Source organism: Streptomyces sp. NPDC059679, assembly GCF_042734105.1.
Lineage (GTDB): Bacteria > Actinomycetota > Actinomycetes > Streptomycetales > Streptomycetaceae > Streptomyces.
The window spans coordinates 64,678-81,811 of the sequence record NZ_JBHWES010000041.1; the positions used below are offsets into that span (position 1 = coordinate 64,678).

Sequence of the window (17,134 nt, forward strand, 5' to 3'; positions counted from 1 at the left end):
GCGGTGCGGTGGCGGCTCAGGCGCGCAGCCAGGCCGCGGTGTCCCGCGGCAGGCGGCCACGGTCGTCCAGCGGTCCGCTGGCCAGCAGGAGTCGGGAGTGGGCGGGCAGCCGGGCGGGCGTGTCCGCGAGGTTCACCACGCAGATGAGCCCGTCCGCGCCGGTGAATGCGAGGACGTCATCGGGAGCGGGGAGCCAGGTGAGCGGAGTGTCGCCGAATCCGGACGTGGCGCGGCGGATACGGAGGGCCTCGCGGTAGAGGCTGAGCATCGAGCCGGGGTCCTGCGCCTGGCGGTCGGCCGCGTAGCCGGGCCAGTCGGCGGGCTGGGGCAGCCAGGGCTCGACGCGGGAGCCGAAACCGGCGTACGGCGCCTCGGCCGCCCACGGCAGCGGCACCCGGCAGCCGTCCCGGCCCGGGTCGGTGCCGCCGGAGCGGAAGTGCATCGGGTCCTGGACGCGGTCGCGGGGGATGTCCGCCTCGGGCAGTCCGAGCTCCTCGCCCTGGTAGACGTAGACGGCGCCGGGCAGGGCCAGCGACAGCAGGGCGGCGGCCCGCGCCCGCAGGGTGCCGAGAGCGAGGTCGGCAGGGGTGCCGAAGGCCTTGGTGGCGAAGTCGAAGGCGGTGTCCTCGCGGCCGTAGCGGGTGACCGTGCGGGTCACATCGTGATTGCACAGCACCCAGGTGGCGGGCGCTCCCACGGGAGCGTGCTGGGCGAGTGTCTCGTCGATCGACGCCCGCAGGCGCCGGGCGTCCCAGGGACAGGCCAGAAAGGAGAAGTTGAAGGCGGTGTGCAGCTCGTCGGGGCGCAGATAGTGGACGAAGCGCTCGGTGTCGGGCAGCCACACCTCGCCGACGAAGATCCCGCCGTATGCGTCGGCCACCGTCCGCCAGGAACGGTAGATGTCGTGCAGTTCGTCGCGGTCGACGTAAGGGTGCCGGTCACGACCCTCGATGAAGTCGGGCAGCCGGGGGTCCTTCACGAGCAGGGCGGCCGAGTCGATGCGGACGCCCGCGACGCCCCGCTCGAACCAGAAGCGCAGGATGTCCTCGTGTTCCTGGCGGACGGCCGGATGGCTCCAGTTGAGGTCGGGCTGCTCGGGGGCGAACAGGTGCAGATACCAGACACCGTCGGGCAGCCGGCTCCAGGCCGGACCGCCGAACTGTGATCGCCAGTCGTTGGGCGGCTGCTCACCGTGGTCGCCGCGGCCCGGCCGGAAGTGGAACAGCTCGCGCTCGGGACCGCCGGCGAGCGCGGCGCGGAACCAGGGGTGCTGGTCGGAGACGTGATTGGGCACGATGTCGACGATCGTGCGGATGCCAAGATCCCCCGCCTCGGCGATCAGCTTCTCCGCCTCGGCCAGGGTGCCGAAGGCCGGGTCGATGGCGCGGTAGTCGGCGACGTCGTAGCCGCCGTCCTTCAGCGGCGACAGATACCAGGGCGTGAACCACAGGGCATCGACGCCGAGTTCGGCGAGATACGGCAGCCTGGCGCGGACGCCCGCGAGGTCGCCGGTGCCGTCGCCGTCGCCGTCGGCAAAGCTGCGCACGTACACCTGATAGATGACCGCGGAACGCCACCAGTCGCGGTCCGTCCGGGCAGGGGTGGGCTGTGCCACGGCGGTGCCTTTCTTCTCGAGGGGCGGGGCGGGAGTCGGCCCTTTGTGCTGGGAGCGGGGTCAGCCCTTCGTGCTGCCCGCGCTGATCCCGGCGATGATGTGCCGTTGGAAGACGAGGAACAGCGCGACCATCGGGATGCTGGCGATGACCATCGCGGCGATGAGCACGGTCAGCTGGATGTTCTGGGACAGCTGGACCAGTGCCACGCTGATCGGCTGCTTGTCCGGGTCGGAGAAGACCATCAGCGGCCACAGGAAGTCCTGCCACACCGCCACCAGCGCGAAGATGGACACTACGCCGAGCACGGGACGCGACATGGGCAGCACGACCGACCACAGGGTGCGCAGCCTTCCGGCGCCGTCGATCTCGGCCGCCTCCAGCACATCGCGCGGGATCTGGTCGAAGAAGCGCTTGAGGAGATACAGGTTGAAGGCATTGGCGACCGCCGGAAGCCAGATCGCCAGCGGGTCGTTGAGCAGGCTGGTGTGGATCAGCGGCAGGTCGGCGACCGTCAGGTACTTCGGCACGACCAGCGCCTGGGCCGGGACCATCAAGGTGGCGAGGATGCCGCCGAGGATCACCTTGCCGAAGGCGGGCTTCAGCTTGGACAGGGCATAGGCGGCGGCCGTGCAGAACACCAGCTGGAACAGCCAGGCACCGGCCGCCTGGACCACCGTGTTCCACAGGTGGGTCGGCAGCTGCATGAGCTCCCAGGCGTCGGTGTAGCCGCTGACGCGCCAGTGGGACGGAACGAGGGTGGGCGGGGTCCGGGCCACCTCGTCCGGTGACTTCGCGGCGCCGGTCACCATCCAGTACACGGGGAACAGGAAGGCGAGCGCAAAGAGCACGACGACGCCGGCGAAGACGGTCCAGTAGACGGCCTTGCCGCGGGGGCGGGCCAGGGCGGCGGGGGAGACGAGGGTCCGGGTACTCATGCGTCCTCCTCCCCGGATCGGGTCAGTCGCAGATAGAGGGCGGAGAAGAGCCCGAGCAGCACCAGGAGCATGACGCTCAGCGCACAGGCGCCGCCGAAGTCGTTGTAGAGGAAGGCGTACTTGTAGATGAGGTACAGAACGGTGACCGTGGCATCTTCCGGGCCCCCGCCGGTGATCACGAAGGGCTCGGTGAACACCTGCATCGTCGCGATGATCTGCAACAGCATCAGCATGAGGATGACGAACCGGGTCTGCGGGATGGTCACATGCCGGATGCGCTGCCAAAGATTCGCGCCGTCCAGCTCGGCGGCCTCGTACAGCTCACCGGGGATGGACTGCAGCGCCGCCAGATAGATCAGGACCGTGCCGCCCATATTGGCCCAGGTCGCGACGGCGACCAGGGATATCAGGGCGGTGTCGGCGCCGTTCGTCCAGTTCGAGGTGGGCAGGTGCGCAAAGCGGAGCGCCTCGTTGGCCAGGCCGGCGCCGGGGTCGTAGAACCACTTCCACAGCAGGGCGGTGACCACCGGCGGAATCATCACCGGCAGATAGACCACGACCCGGAAGAACGCCTTCGCGTGCCGGAGTTCGTTCAGCACCAGTGCCAGTACGAACGGGATCGCGAAGCCGATGAGCAGGGCGAGCACGGTGAAGGTGAGCGTGTTGCGCCAGGCGGCACCGAACTCGGGGTCGTGCAGGACCCGGGTGAAGTTGGTGGTGCCGACCCACTCGGGCGCGGAGCCCGGCGTGTACTTCTGGAAGGCGATGACCACCGCGCGGATCGCCGGATACCAGGAGAAGAGGGCGAAGCAGAGCAGGCCGCCGAGGAGGAAGGCGTAGGCGCGGGCCTGGTCGTGCAGGCGCCGCCGCCGGCCTGCCACCGGGGGCGGTGCCTGGACGGGCCGTACGGCGATCGCGTCGGCGGGGCGCCGGGTGGCGGTCCTGGTCATCGGTGTCAGCTCCGCGCCAGAATGCTGTCGATCTTGCCGGAGGCGTCATCGAGGAGCGCGTCGATGTCGGCGTCCTTCTTGGTCAGGACGGCGGAGACGGCTCCGTCGAGGACGGAGTAGATCTGCTGGGCCCTCGGCGGCTCGATCTTCATCGCGAGGTCCTGATTGCCGTCGAGGAAGGCCCGGTAGTTCTCCACCGGGACATTGGCGTTGGCGTTCTTGACCCGCTGGTCCTTGGCGTCGGCGGCGCCGGTGAACAGCCGCGGCTCGGGCAGGCCGACGGGGGCGTCGCGCTTCTTGGCGCGGGCGTAGTCGCCGAGGAAGCCCTTGCCCGGCGTGAGGAACATGTGGTCGAGCCACTTCAGACCGGCTCGGATCTGGGCGGGCGAGTCCCCCTTGTGGAACATGTAGCCGTCGCCGCCGATGAGCGTGCCCTTGCCACCGGGCATGGGGGCGATGGCGAGGTCCTTGTAGTCGCCGCCCTTCTCCTTGACCAGGATCGGGATGTTGTCGGGCGCGGCGAGGTACATGCCGAGCTTGCCGGAGCCCATCAGCTGCTGGACGTCGTTGAGGATGAGGAGCTGCTTGCTGCCCATGGAGTCGTCCACCCAGCGCATATCGTGCAGGTTCTGCAGGACGGCGCGCCCCTCGGGGGTGTCGATGGTCGCCTTCTTGCCGTCGGGGCTGACGACGTCGCCGCCCTGGGAGTACAGCTCCGCCGTGAAGTGCCAGCCGCCCTGGTTCTGCGCGCTGTAGTCCGCGTAGCCGACGGTTCCGCCGCCCAGCTCCGCGATCTTCTTGGCGTCGGCGCGGACCTCCTCCCAGGTCGTCGGCGGCCTGTCGGGGTCGAGGCCGGCCTTCTCGAAGAGCTTGCGGTTGTAGATCAGGCCCATCGAATAGCCGGTGCGCGGGATGCCGTAGACCTTGCCGTCGACCGTGTAGATGTCGCGCAGTTCCTTCCGGATGGTGTCGTAGCTCTTCAGCTCCTTGATGTACGGGGTGAGATCGGCGGCCTGCCCGATGTCGACGACGTGCTTGGCGTCGGTGAAGTATGTGTAGAAGACGTTCTCCATCTGGCCGCCGGCGAGCTTGGCGTCGAACGTCTTCGGGTCCTGGCAGGGGAACGCGTCGTGCGCGACAACATCGATGTCCGGGTTCTGCTTTTCGAAGGAGGCGACGTCCTCCGCGAATAACGCGTGGTCGACCCTGGCGCTCTTGGGCGGCATGCAGTTGACGGTGACACGCGTCTTTCCGCTCGCCGCGTCGTTGTCCGAGCCGCATGCGGTGAGGACGAGGGCGCAGGCACTCAGCACGATGAGGCGACGACGGAACCCGGTGCTTCTCATGGTGGACCCCTCTGGACAGGAGCAGGGAAGCCCCACGCCGGTGGGCGGAGCGCACACAGCCGTGGGTGCGCCGCACACTCAAGCACCGTCGACATCGTGTTGCAAGATGTCGCGCAGAAACTGAAAAGAATCGACAGGTGCCAGCTTCGTCCGGGATCAGGTCGAGTTCACCCCTGCGGGGCTTGCGCGGTGGAGGCGCGCACCACCAGTTCGGGCTCGAACAGCAACTCCTCGGCCTGTACGGCCAATCCGCTGATCTGCGCGTTCAACAGCTCCACCGCCGCCCTGCCCATGGCCTCGATGGGCTGGCGCACGGTCGTGAGCGGCGGCTCGGTGCAGCTCATGAGCGCGGAGTCGTCGTAGCCGATGACCGATACCTGCGACGGCACGCCGAGTCCCTTGCGGCGCGCGGCCCTGATGGCCCCCAGGGCCAGCGGGTCGCTGGCGCAGACGATGCCCGTGACCCCCCGGTCGATCAGCCGGGAGGCCGCGGCCTGGCCGCCCTCGATCGAGAAGATGGCCCGGGCGACGAACTCGTCCGGCAGATCAGCCGCGACGGCTCGGGCGGCGGCGAGCTTGCGGGCCGACGGCATGTGGTCACCCGGCCCGAGCACGAGCCCGATCCGCTCATGCCCGAGGGAGGTCAGATGGCGCCAGGCCTGCTCCACCGCCACGGCGTCGTCGCAGGAGACGCCAGGGAAGCCGAGCTGCTCGATGGCCGCGTTGACCAGCACCACCGGGATGTTGCGGTCGGCGAGCAGCCGGTAGTGGCCGTGCTCCGCGTCGCCCTGCGCGTACAGGCCGCCGGCGAACACCACGCCGGAGACCTGCTGTTGCAGCAGCAGGGTCACATAGTCGGCCTCGGAGACCCCGCCCTTGGTCTGTGTGCACAGCACCGGAGTCAGCCCCATCTGGGCCAGTGCCCCACCGATGACCTCGGCGAACGCCGGGAAGATGGGGTTCTGCAGCTCGGGCAGGACCAGTCCGACCAGGCGGGCGCGGTCGCCGCGCAGCTGCGTCGGCCGTTCGTAGCCGAGGACGTCCAGGGCGGCCAGCACCGACTGCCGGGTGGCTTCGGACACCCCCGGCTTGCCGTTGAGCACCCGGCTGACCGTGGCCTCGCTGACCCCCACCTTTTTCGCCACTTCGGCAAGTCGTCGCGTCATACACGCAAGACTATCGCAAGTTATGCAAGTCGCTTGCGTAAATGCTCTATCGGCTGCCTCGCCGTGCCGTGGCGAGCGGCGCGGTCGTCGTCCCGCAGCGCGGAGTTCAGCTCGTGGACGGCGGCCGTGTCGCCGGAGGGCAGGGCGCGCGCCATGCACGGTGTGCTGTAGCCGGTGAAAGTCCCGATTTCCAGCACCTCGCGGGTGCGGCGTTGCGGAAAAGAGCGACAGCGGATCGGTTCGTGAATTCGTTGTTGGGCTTCGTCATCGGCGATAGAGTCCATTTCCGGGCGTCGAAGGGGGCGAACGGATGCCGGAGCGAGGGTCCGGCGAGGGTCAGCGCCCACAGCCACCCGCGAGGCCAGGGGTCCGGCCCGGCTTTGAGCAGCGCAAGCGGCTGGTTCTGGCGCTGGAGGCGGTCCCGGTGATGTCCGATCCGGCCGCACGTGCCCAGGTCCTCGGATTGCTCCCACCCGAGATCCACGGAAGTCTGCCCCGATCGCCGATCACCCGGGTGGACCTGGTGGGCGTGGTGGAGACCTGTCTGGCCTTTCCCGGCGGTCTCACGCTGCTGTGGCAGGCCGTCGAGATGGTGGACTCCGGGTCGTACGCGCTGGGCGAGTTGGCCGAGGTGCTGGCCGAAATGCCCGGTTTCGGCGACGGTTGAGCGGTAACCCTGGTGAAAAGGTGTCCGAGACGCGGCTACCCGTCGCTCCCGCGCTGGGACATGATGGGTGGACGGGAGAGGTCAGGCCCGGAATCGGGGAGGTCAGCGCGGGATGGATCGGCCTGGGACCGTGATCGAGTCGGAACTGCTCGATCTGACGGGGGTCAGTTTTGAGAACCTACGCGCACGACACGGTCTGGAGTGGGATCAGATCGAAGCGCAGCTGCTGCGGAAGCTCTGTGGTTCGGCCGCTGTCCTCGCCGGTGACACCACCAAGCCCAGTTGGACCGTGTGACGTCAGTCGGCAGCGGTGGCGGAGATCCTTTCCAGCGGCACCGTCCTCCGACTTCGGCGCGTGCTCCGCGGCATGGGCTTCCCCCGCGCCACTTTGACGCCCTGGCCGCCGGTGGCGGTGGGGCGGTGGTAATCGCCCACCTCTGGGACGCGGAGCGCAGCCATCGCCTGCTTCTGCTGGGACTCCTCATGGCCATGGCGGCCGACCGTCCGGATGCCATCGGCCCCCTGGAACATCTCGACCACGCATGGGAACTGCTCAGCGACGCCGAGCGGCTGAGCCGCGCGGTGACCGACGACCTCCTGCTGCTGCCGGAGACCGGGGTCTGGCTCCAGCACACGCTGCGCCGATTACGTGAGGATGAGGTTTCGCCGGACGAAGATCAGCCCCTGTGGGCGGACACCGGGCAACTGCATCTCATCGCCGCGGCTTCCGCGATACGGACCGGCCTGTCCTTCTCCCTCCGCCTCCCCTCGCGCTCAGGGACGGTCTGGCTGCCCTCGCTGGGCCGCGCCACCCTCCCCGGCGAAGCGGGGCCGGAGGCCGTACAGGCGGACTTCGACGGTGCCGCGCTGATCCTCCGCCACGGCGGGGAAACGCTCCACGTGACCTTTCCCTGCCGACAGGCCGGCCCCGGATGGCAGCCGCCGACCACGTTCGTACTCGAACTCCCCGAAGGACCGAAGGAGATTCACCTCAGCGACCTCGGCCCGTATCGCATTTTCCCCGTGGACCCTGCCGCGGAGCATTCCCCGTCGCCGGGCGAGCAGGCCGACCTCTGGGGCGAACTGCTGCGTCATGCCTGGCCGTTGCTCGGGCGTGCCGATCCGCAGGCGGCCGAGGACGTCGCCGCCTGCCTCCGCTCCATCGAGCCGTTGCCCGCGTCGACGCCGTTCCGCTGGCACAGCGCCACCATGGGCGGTGGCATGGGTGGCCTTGCCGCCTCGGAACCGACGGCGATGGAGCCCGCTGCCGCCGCCCAGTTCGCGGCGATCCTCACCCATGAGATCCAGCACAGCAAACTCAGCGCCTTGATGCATATGTACTCCCTGCACACGCAGGAGAACCGGCCGCGGCTGTATGCGCCGTGGCGGGACGACCCGCGGCCACTGAACGGGATGTTGCACGGGGTCTACGCCTTCTCCGCCGTGGCCCGGTTCTGGCGCGGGTATGTGCTCGGCGGTGGTGCGCCGCCGGACGAGGTGGTGCTGGCCCAATTCGAGTTCGCCCTGCGCAGGGAGCAGTTGCTGCGGGTGCTGCCTCCGCTGGGCAAGGATCGGGAGCTGACCCGGCTCGGCCGCCGATTCCTGGGGCAGCTGGCCGAGACCGTGTCGGACTGGGCGGATGCCTCCGTCCCCAAGGCGCTGGTGGGCGAGGCCGAGCGGGTGGCCGAGGACCACGCCGTGAGCTGGCGGCTGCACCATCTCGCACCGGATCCCTCGCTGGTGGCAGAGCTGGTCGACCACTGGATCACGGGCGGCCACACCGGCCGCCCGTTTCCGCGGATCATCCCCTGGCAAGGCTGCCCGGCGCCGCGCCTGGTGCCGGACCCCACCGCCAGGAACCTGGACGCCCGGGCCGTCCTCACCCGGATGCGGCTCATGGAACCCGCACTCGCGAAGCTCCGAGCGGATCCCGAGCGCCTTGCCGCGACCGTCGAGGGCGCCAGGCCCGCCGATCTCCTCCTGGTCGCCGGGGACGCCACCGCCGCGAGAGAGCTGTACGCGCGGGAGATCAGCGCCGGGCCGGGCCCGGCGCCCGGCGGCGGGGCGCTCTTCCACTCCACTGCCGGCGCCTGGGCGGGGCTGCGGCTCGCGCTGGACTCTTCCGGCGGGCACCGGGCGGCCGGCCTGGCGCTGCTTCGGTGCCCGGAACTGGTCCGTGCGGTGCACCGGGCGATCGGGGACACGACGGGAGAGCCCGCGGACCCCGTCACGGTCGCCGCATGGATCGGCCGTGCGGCCGAGGCGCCGGCCTGAGGCCGACGCCCGGCTCGCGGCCGGTGGCCTCAGAGCGGCATGGGGTCGGCATCGCAGTTGCCGCGCCGCCAGGCCGCCGTGTCGGCACAGGCGGGGTGGTTCTCGCCGAGTTTGGCCTGGAGCTCCTTGACCGCCGTGGCATGCAGGATCTCGGCCTTGTCGTTCCGGCGCAGCGCCCTGAGATCACAGGCCAGGTTGCCCATCACGACCAGTGCCGTCGGATGTGTCTCGCCCAGGGTGGCCTTGATCACCTCAAGGTTTTCGCGATCGAGTTCGGCGGCCGCGGCGGCGTCACCTTGCGCAAACATGTCACTGGCCAGATTGGCGGAGGCGATCAGCACATAGGGGTGGGTGTCGCCAAGGGCCTCGCGGGCGCGCCGGAGCGCCGACTCGTTGATGGCGCGCGCGGTGTCCACCTCGTTGAGCAGCCGCAGGGTGATGGCCAGGTCCACATCGGCCGCGGCGGTGTCCGGGTGGTCCTCGCCGAAGACCTCCTCATAAAGCTCTCTGGTCGACTGGCCCAGCTGCATGGCCTCGTCGAGGGCTCCCGTCTGCCGTAGATCCACGGAGAGATTGAGGGAGGAGATCAGGGAGTCCGGGCTCCGCTCGCCGTAGCGCTCGGTGAGGGCCTTGCGCACCGGCCTGCTGAGCTCCAGCGCTCCGGGGTGGTCTCCCGCCTTGCGCCGGGAGACCGCCAGCCGTCCCGCGGTGCGCAGCGTGTTCGGGTTCATCTCGCCGAAGACTCTGCGGTATTTGTCGACCAGTTCCTCGAACATCCGGGCCGCCAGGGCGTATTCGCCGGCCTCCCGCCGGTCGAGCGCCAGCCCCATCTCCGAGAGCAGGCTGTCGTACGTCTCCTCGCCGAAGAGCAGCACGGTACGCCGATGGGTCTCCTGGTCGAGCTCCATCGCGCGGCTGAACTGGCCGAAAGCCCGCAGCGCGACGGCCATGTTGTGGGTGTGGATCAGCGTCAGCGGGTCCTCGTCGCCGTACGCCCGCACGGCCCGTCCGTACACCTCCTCGGAGATCTCCAGCGACCCCCGGAAGTCACCCTGGGCACGGCGGTCGGCGGCCACCTGGCCGAGAGTGGAGAGCAGTTCCTCCTCCGCGTCGGTGCCGAGGTCCCGCACCTCCGCCAGCATGCGCTCGCTCAGTGCCCCGGCCTCCTGGTAGCGGCCCATCCGCCACAGCACGAACCACAGATCGCGGCAGAGCAGCAGGGTGTGCTGATCACCCTCCCCGTACTTCTCCCGCCAGATGTCGTACGCGTGCTGGCCGAAGTCGCGTGCGGCCTCGTGGTCGCCCCAGAAAAAGAGGTACTGCGCGAGGTTGATGACCATCTGCCGCACGTTCCGGGAGTCGGACTCCACGGCCCTGGAGACCACCACATGCGGATACAGATCGGCGAACCGCGCCCAGTGCTCAGGGTCCCGTGGGTCGCGCGGAGCGTTGGCGGCGAGCAGCATATGCGCGCCGCGCCGCATCCGCTCGCGCTGCTCCTCGGTCATCCGGGCGATCAGCACGGACTGCACCAGACGGTGCATCTGGATGGAGTTGCTGCGGTGGTCGATCTTGGCCAGGGAGTAGCGGTTGATCTCCCGGATGGCCCGGCCCAGCCGCAGCGGGTCGGTCAGCGCCCGGTCCAGGTCCGGGGCGATGGGCTCGACGGCGGCGCCGGAGAACAGCGACCGGGCCACCGGCTCGGAGGCGAAGTAGGCACAGATCTGCAGCAGTTGCAGCGCCGCCGGGTTCTTGCTCGCCAGGTGGTCCAGCGAGACGTTCCACGCGGTGGCCACCGTCTGCTCGTAGTGGGTCGGCGGGGACACCGACATCAGTTCGGCCCGCTTCTCCTCGAAGAGCCGCAGATATTCCGCCGCCGGCATTCCGGTCTCCGCCCGCCAGGCCGATGCCTGCTCGACCGCCAGCGGCAGATCGCCAAGGACCTCCGCGAGTTGGTCCGCCTCCGCGTCGGGGAGATCGGGGTTGCGACGCTGCAGGAGCTGAATGCTCTCGGAGCGTTTGAACACATCCACCTCCAGTGGATGGGCCAGGGTGTTCCACTGGGGGTTGCGGGAGGTGACCAGAATGGATCCGGAGGGGCCGCCTGCCGGGCTGCTCGGGAAGAACTCCTGCACCGATTCCGGACTTTCCGCGTTGTCGAACACCAGCAGCCAATTTCCGTAAGGATTCCCGGTCCGCAGCGCCTCCAGGACCGCGGGCACCGCGGTGATGGCCTCAGCGGTCACCGGCAGGTGCAGCCGCTGGGCGAGTTCCACCAGCGCCTGGGCGATCTGGGTGGGCCGCTCGGCCGGAATCCACCAGACGACGTCGTATCGGGCGGCATGTCGATAAACGTATTCCAGGGCCAGTTGGGACTTTCCGACACCGCCCATGCCGTGCAGCGCATGCGGAAGCACCGCGGTCGGGCCGTCACGGAGATCACGTTCCAAACGCTCGAGCAATGCCTCGCGCCCGGTGAAAACGAGGTTCCGCGGCGGCATGTTCCCCCAGACGGCGGGGCGTGTCGACGGTCCGGAGGAGCCTCGCTCGAGCGACGCGCCCGAATCCGGCGTCGTCGCGCCCTGGGAAACCGCGGTCAAATTCGTACCTCCTCGAAGTGCGCCGTCGCCGCCTACACCTCCCTGCTGTGGGGGGACAGGCGTCTCGGGCGTTCCTGGAATATTCACTGTGACAGGGCCTTCGTTGTGTTCGGCAGGGTTGATCTCTCCGCGCGCCGTTGGGGCAATCCTTTGATCCGATGAAGCGCGGGTGGTGCGGATGACGTGCTGGATGCGGCGAGCCCGACGCAAATGGGCCCCGGACAGCGCCTCCAGTACGACATGTTCTATTTCTCGGAATTGGAGGTTTTCCCTGGTGACCTCGGGTTCCGGTGGAACGTCCCCACCGCTGAGGTGGATCAGCAGCTCACGGGCCGCACCGCTGTGTGGTGCCAGGAACTCCGCGGCGATCCTTGACGCCATTTCCGTCGCCTGCCGGGTGCTCGAGGCAAGCAGCTCCTCACGCACTCCCTGGCCGAAGAGAAAAGAATTCCCGCCGCTCTCGGGTACGGGTTCGACAAGGCCGCTCATAAAGAATTCAGCCAGATGGGCCGGGCCCGTTCGAGGCGGGGTGCGGCGCTGAACGGCGTACATGACGGGAAGGTCGAGCGGGACCGCGGCCAGCCGGGTGGCGAGCGAGAAGGCCTCCGGTGAGGCCCACACCCGGAAGCGGGCGACGCGCTCCGCGGCGCCGGCGGGGGACCTGGCGCGTTCCGGCCGCGGGGCGGGGGCCTCGGACCGGCGCGGGGACACGAGGAGCGCGGCCACCTCGGTCCAGCGCGGCCCCTCGCCGCCGATGAAGCGGGCCCAGGGGGCGATCCACTCGTCGGCGACCTCCAGGACGGGCACCGGGACCGGGCGCCGGCCGCGGGGCGCTTCCGCGGCCGGTTCCGCGATAGGGGCCTCGGTGAACTCCCAGTCCATTCGCGCGCTCCCGGCCCAGGGGCCCGAGGCGCGCAGCCGGACCCGCCGTGGGTCGAGGGCGGTGCGGGGCCACAGCCGCTGCGGGAGCGTCGCGAGTACGGCCACGGGCTGATGCCGGCCCCAGATGGCCAGCGCCTCCTGGACGGCGCCCGCGCGCCAGGCGGGGGCGAGGCCGTCGGTGAGGACGAGCACGATCCGGCGCCCGGTGGGATCGGCCAGGCTCCTCGGCGGTTGGGGCCTCGACCGGTGGTTCGGGCCCCGCAGCACGACCTCGCCCGGGCGGTCGGAGTGGGTGTCCATGAAGCGCAGCCGCAGATCGCGGAAGCCGCCGTGGTGGCGCAGCGCCGCCATGAGGCGCCGGGCGAGGGCGGCCCAGAGCGTCATCTGCGGGCCCGCGTCCACCACCAGGACCGCGTCCCAGCGGCGTTCGTTTCCCGGGCCCATCGCCGGGGGCAGCCCGGGGGCCTCGGCCAGCCGCTCGGCGGTCGCCTCCTCGTCCAGCTCCTGGTGGCGCGTCGAACGCGTCCACTGGCGCAGGGGGCGTAACGCGGACGCCACCTCGGCCGTGGGGAGGCCGTCGGCCGCGCCGGGGCGCGGTGAAGGCCACCGCCGGACGGCATGGGCGTCGGATAAGCGGGCCGATCGCGCGGGCGCGGGGTCATCGGCGGGAAGGAGCACAGGGGATGGCGGCGGCTCGGGCTGTGGAAGGCCCTCCGCTAACCGCCCTTGTGGTTCGCCACCGCCGCCCGTGGGCGACGTGGTACGTCCTGCGGCCGGGGGAGGGATCTCGGGCTCCGGTGTCGACATGACGGGCGGTGTCGGCATGGCGGGCCGCGGCTCCCCGGGCGCTGGTGGCTCGTCGGCCGGCGGCTGAGCGTCGGAGCACGACGGCCCGGCCAGCTCCGGGTGGTGGCGGGCCAGCCACAGCGCATCCGCGACCTCCCACCACCGCAGCCCGCCGACCGGCAGACGTCCGTGGCCCGGGGAGGTGGCAGGGCCGTCAGCCGCACCGTCCGCCCCGGACCGCTCGGGAACCGGCGGACGTTCAGGCACGCGGTTCCGCCCCGTCGGCGCGTACATCGGTACTCAGCGGGTGCCAGATGGCGCTGAGCAGGGCCTGCCACTCGGCATCGTCGCCCTCGGCAGGCGTATACGCGCCGGAGGTCGCCAGATGGGCGGCGTTGAGCAACTGATCGGCCGCCAGGCCGTGCACCTGCTCGCTGCGTGTCATGAAGTCCCGGACCAGCCTGTCGTGCATATCGCCCAACTGGTCGGCGAAGTGCGCGGCGACCAGCTCGCCCAGTGCCTCCGGGCCCGGGTCCGGTATATCGAATCGGAGGCTGCGACGCATAAACGCCTCTGGGAACTCGCGCTCCCCGTTCGAGGTCATGATGACCAGAGGGAATGATCGAGTGGTGACAAGGCCGTCCACAAGGGGGGCGGTTCTGCCCGGATCGGCGGTGTGGACGATCACTTCGGGGGACCGGCGCTTCACCCGGACGAGTGGGGGCACGGCGTACCAGCCGTCCTCGAAGAGCGTGAGCAGATCGTTCGGCAGGTCGGCGTCGCCCTTGTCGAGCTCGTCGATGAGCAGGACCCTCGGTAAGCGGTGGGGGAGCAGCGCGGTGCCCAGCGGGCCGAGCTGGATGAACTCGCCGATGTCCACGCGGGCTTCGTCACCGGAAGCCGGGTCGCCGCCCCCGTCCGGGCCGTCCGCCGGACCGCTGTGCTGTTGCGCCGCGTACCAGGCCTGGCCCGCCTGTGCGCGGCCGATCACATCGTATTCGAACAGACCCGAGGCGAGGGTCGTCCGGGAGGTGATGGGCCACTGGAGTACCCGGCCCAGCCGCAGCTCACGGGCGATGCGATAAGCGAGGGTGGACTTGCCCACGCCCGGGCGGCCGGTGACCAGCAGTGGACGCCGCAGCAGAATCGCCGCGTTGACCAGGCGGACCTCCTCCGCCGAGGGCCTGCGGACCGCGCCGATGGGGCCGAGCCGCCGGTCGGCCTCGTCGTCGTCGGGCGGCTGAGGCAGACAGGGTCCGCCCTGGAAGGTCCGCCAGCGCGGCCCGTCCGGCCACTGGCGCTCCTCGTACGGGACATCGGGCAGCACCGCTCCCGTTCCCTGGTACCGGACTGCGGCGGTGGCGGCCGGCACGTCCGCCCCTCCGGTTCTCTCGGGCGTGTTCAATCGATCCCCCCTACGAAGGTGGCGGGAGCACACGGCCCACCGTCCAGGAGCAGTTCGGGGTTGTCCCAGATCACGCTGAGATCCCTGACCGGGTCATCCTGTGAACCGATTCCACCTGCGGCGCAGTCGCTCTTCCACTGTCTCGCACGCTCGGGAAGCTTCGACAGACCGTCCTCGGCCAGTCCTTCGCGCACCACGCTGCGGAAGGCCTCCGACAAGCTGTCCGCACGATGGTGGATCAGCACGGGGACTCCGAGATCGAGCCCGAGCCGCAGCTCGCGCAGTCCCAGCCCGCTTCGCGGCCTCGGGGGCTCGCTGAGCACCATCGCCACCACCTCGTCCCGCCGCCCGATCCGCGCGTCCAGTAAGGCGAGGTGTTCATCGGTCGAGCGACCCTCGGCGTCGCACCAGTGGACGTCCGCCTGCTCGGGCCGGCTCCGCCACCGGGCCCAGCGCATACGCCAGGCGTGATGGAGCTCGCGCCGCTGCACTCGCTCGAGGCTGTGGATGAATATCTCGTGGTACTTGCTCAAGATGGGGTTCGCATAGCCTAGTTGGGGATTCCGATTCCACCACTCGACGGGCTCGTTCAGCAGCTCCGTGGGTAAAAAGAACTCCAACACCACGTCTTCGGCACGCGACTGCCACAGCTCCGCCATCCGGGTCAGCAGCTCCGCGACGGCGACGGGGATCCTGCTCCGTGTCACCAGTTCGCCCGGCTCGCCCTGCGGCTCCCGGTGCAGCCCGGAGGACTCCGCGTAGCGCACCCGGGCGGCGAGCGTGTAACGCGCCTCTCGGCGGCCCTGCTTTCTGCCCTTGGCGTCCACCGGGGTCAGATCGGGCGCCACCTTGACGTACAGCCTGATCACCGGGCGCTCCGGTTCGGCGTCCAGCCCGACTGTGCCCTGGGCGCCCGGGATGCCGCAGTGCAGAACATCAGCCGTACGGCCACCGGTCAGGCCCGCGCGCATCGCGATCAGCCCGTCCTCGCCGTCGGCGAGATCCCACTCGTGAGCGAAGTGCTCATTCCAGGCATATAGCTCGCCGACCGAGGCCGCCAGATCGGCGTGCAGGGCAAGGTGCTCCAGCAGCACCATGCTGGGCGGCAGACCCCCGGGCGGGGTGTTGCGGCAGGCCAGATGGAGAAAGGCATGCCAGGCGGTGAGGCAGTGGGGAGGGAGCCGGAACCGGTCCCCGCAGACCTCGGCGACGATCGCGTTCAACTCCGGTATGCCGATGTCGAGCGCCTGCCGCAGCGCCGACCAGTCACGCCCCCGGTACAGATCGGCCGCGTCCCACTCGTCGACCAGGGGCCGCAGCCGATGGGGGAGCGCCGGGGCCACAAAGCCGGTGATCTCCACCAGCGTCTCAAGGCCCCCGGGGCGCTCGCCGCAGGAGCGCACCGCCTCGAAGAACTCCTGATGAGCGGTCGGATAGGGCTCCAGCTCCAGCCCGCCGAACGCCTCGGACAGCTCACGCCGCCACTGGTGCCGCCCTCGGGCGTCGGTCAGTGCCGCCGAGTCTCCCAAGACATTCACCATCTCCCCCAGTACCCGGCGCCGCGCACGGTTTTCCGCGAACCGCTCCGACACGTGCGTCCCCCCTCGCACCCGACAAACGCGTTCGTGCATCGCGCTTGTTCGGCATACCCATCGTCACGAGCGTTTAGCGTAGAGGCACAATCGGCCGGTTGGGCACGATCCGCGCATGAATCACACGGACCTCGGACGCCAATCCGGATTCCGGTACGCGGCGAGCAGGTCCTGCGCGAGCTGAGCGACCACCTCGGGGATTTGGGTGCGCAGGTAGTGATGGCCTCCGGGATAACGGTGGACCCGGGTGCCGGCCGTCGTACACGCGCTCCATTCGTACAGCGACTCGGGGTCGACCATCGGGTCGTCGTTTCCGCCGAAGACGCTCAGCCGCGCGCGCAGCGTCGGCCAGATCTGCCGTGTGTGTTGCAGCAGGGCGACCGCATCCGCGAGGAAGGGGGTGTAGACGGTCCGGGTGAGCGCGTCGTCGGTCGGCTCCTCCCAGCCCATGATCTCGGTGATGGCGGCGATTCCGGAGCCGAGGTTGCGCGCGATGTGGTCGTCGAGACCGTCGTGGTTCGGCGGTGGAACGGCGGACAGTGCGAGCAGATCCGGTTCGGTGCGCAGGTCGGCCCTGAGCCGGTGGGTGGCCTCGAAGGCGAGCAGCGCGCCGAAGCTGTGGCCGAAGACCGCGTAGAAACCGTCGGCGGGTGGCCGATGGCTCAGGTCCGTGGCTATCGCTTCCGCGATGCCTGCGGCGGCCCAGTTGATATCGGTGATCGACGGTTCCCCGATGCGGGTGCCGCGGCCGGGCAGTTGGACGGCGACCAGGTCGATCAGCTGGGAGAACTCGGCGACCCAGGGCAGGAAGAATTCCGAGCCCGCCCCGGACGGCGGAACGCAGTACAGCCGGATCCGCGCGGTCTGCCGGTCGGTGAGGCGGTTGAGGTCGACGGTGGGGAAGGGCGGGGGCAT

At 70.0% G+C, this 17,134-nt stretch carries 12 protein-coding genes and 1 pseudogene; 3 read left to right on the plus strand and 10 right to left on the minus strand.

What is annotated here, in order from left to right; genetic code table 11:
* Nucleotides 1-16: 16 nt before the first annotated feature.
* From ACFV2X_RS33975 to ACFV2X_RS34000, 6 genes and pseudogenes are all read right to left on the minus strand, one after another.
* Nucleotides 17-1,615: a glycoside hydrolase family 13 protein gene (locus ACFV2X_RS33975; protein ID WP_385624043.1), complete on the minus strand. Its 1,599-nt coding sequence runs from the start codon at nucleotides 1,613-1,615 to the stop codon at nucleotides 17-19.
* A gap of 60 nt (nucleotides 1,616-1,675) precedes the next feature.
* Nucleotides 1,676-2,551 (minus strand): carbohydrate ABC transporter permease, encoded by an 876-nt coding sequence (locus ACFV2X_RS33980; protein WP_385624046.1) that lies wholly within the window; start codon nucleotides 2,549-2,551, stop codon nucleotides 1,676-1,678.
* Complete coding sequence (locus ACFV2X_RS33985) at nucleotides 2,548-3,501, minus strand: carbohydrate ABC transporter permease (protein WP_385624049.1); 954 nt, start codon at nucleotides 3,499-3,501, stop codon at nucleotides 2,548-2,550. The genes ACFV2X_RS33980 and ACFV2X_RS33985 overlap by 4 nt, the downstream gene beginning before the upstream one ends.
* Before the next feature lie 5 nt (nucleotides 3,502-3,506).
* Entirely contained in the window at nucleotides 3,507-4,847 is a 1,341-nt protein-coding gene (locus tag ACFV2X_RS33990) for an ABC transporter substrate-binding protein (protein ID WP_385624051.1), read from the minus strand.
* A 167-nt stretch (nucleotides 4,848-5,014) separates the two neighbouring features.
* Nucleotides 5,015-6,013: a LacI family DNA-binding transcriptional regulator gene (locus ACFV2X_RS33995; RefSeq protein ID WP_385624054.1), complete on the minus strand. Its 999-nt coding sequence runs from the start codon at nucleotides 6,011-6,013 to the stop codon at nucleotides 5,015-5,017.
* A gap of 131 nt (nucleotides 6,014-6,144) precedes the next feature.
* A pseudogene (locus ACFV2X_RS34000) lies at nucleotides 6,145-6,216 on the minus strand (SAM-dependent methyltransferase); the annotation flags it as partial.
* A gap of 107 nt (nucleotides 6,217-6,323) precedes the next feature.
* Here ACFV2X_RS34000 and ACFV2X_RS34005 point away from each other — a divergent pair.
* The 3 genes from ACFV2X_RS34005 (at nucleotide 6,324) to ACFV2X_RS34015 (ending at nucleotide 8,954) form a co-directional block, all read left to right on the plus strand.
* A complete protein-coding gene (locus ACFV2X_RS34005) occupies nucleotides 6,324-6,680 on the plus strand; it encodes a hypothetical protein (protein ID WP_385624056.1) in 357 nt (118 codons plus the stop codon).
* Between the two features lie 112 nt (nucleotides 6,681-6,792).
* Nucleotides 6,793-6,975 (plus strand): hypothetical protein, encoded by a 183-nt coding sequence (locus ACFV2X_RS34010; RefSeq protein WP_385624058.1) that lies wholly within the window; start codon nucleotides 6,793-6,795, stop codon nucleotides 6,973-6,975.
* Between the two features lie 125 nt (nucleotides 6,976-7,100).
* Nucleotides 7,101-8,954 (plus strand): HEXXH motif domain-containing protein, encoded by a 1,854-nt coding sequence (locus ACFV2X_RS34015; protein WP_385624060.1) that lies wholly within the window; start codon nucleotides 7,101-7,103, stop codon nucleotides 8,952-8,954.
* Between the two features lie 29 nt (nucleotides 8,955-8,983).
* Here ACFV2X_RS34015 and fxsT read toward each other — a convergent pair whose 3' ends face one another.
* The 4 genes from fxsT to ACFV2X_RS34035 all read right to left on the minus strand — a co-directional run bounded on the left by fxsT (nucleotide 8,984) and on the right by ACFV2X_RS34035 (nucleotide 17,134).
* Complete coding sequence (gene fxsT, locus ACFV2X_RS34020) at nucleotides 8,984-13,516, minus strand: FxSxx-COOH system tetratricopeptide repeat protein (RefSeq protein ID WP_385624061.1); 4,533 nt, start codon at nucleotides 13,514-13,516, stop codon at nucleotides 8,984-8,986.
* Nucleotides 13,482-14,594, minus strand: coding sequence for an AAA family ATPase (locus tag ACFV2X_RS34025; RefSeq protein ID WP_385624063.1), 1,113 nt, complete (start codon nucleotides 14,592-14,594; stop codon nucleotides 13,482-13,484). Before ACFV2X_RS34025 ends, fxsT begins: the two co-directional genes overlap by 35 nt.
* A 29-nt stretch (nucleotides 14,595-14,623) precedes the next feature.
* Nucleotides 14,624-16,165: a hypothetical protein gene (locus ACFV2X_RS34030; RefSeq protein WP_385624077.1), complete on the minus strand. Its 1,542-nt coding sequence runs from the start codon at nucleotides 16,163-16,165 to the stop codon at nucleotides 14,624-14,626.
* A gap of 174 nt (nucleotides 16,166-16,339) precedes the next feature.
* Complete coding sequence (locus ACFV2X_RS34035; RefSeq protein WP_385624079.1) at nucleotides 16,340-17,134, minus strand: thioesterase II family protein; 795 nt, start codon at nucleotides 17,132-17,134, stop codon at nucleotides 16,340-16,342.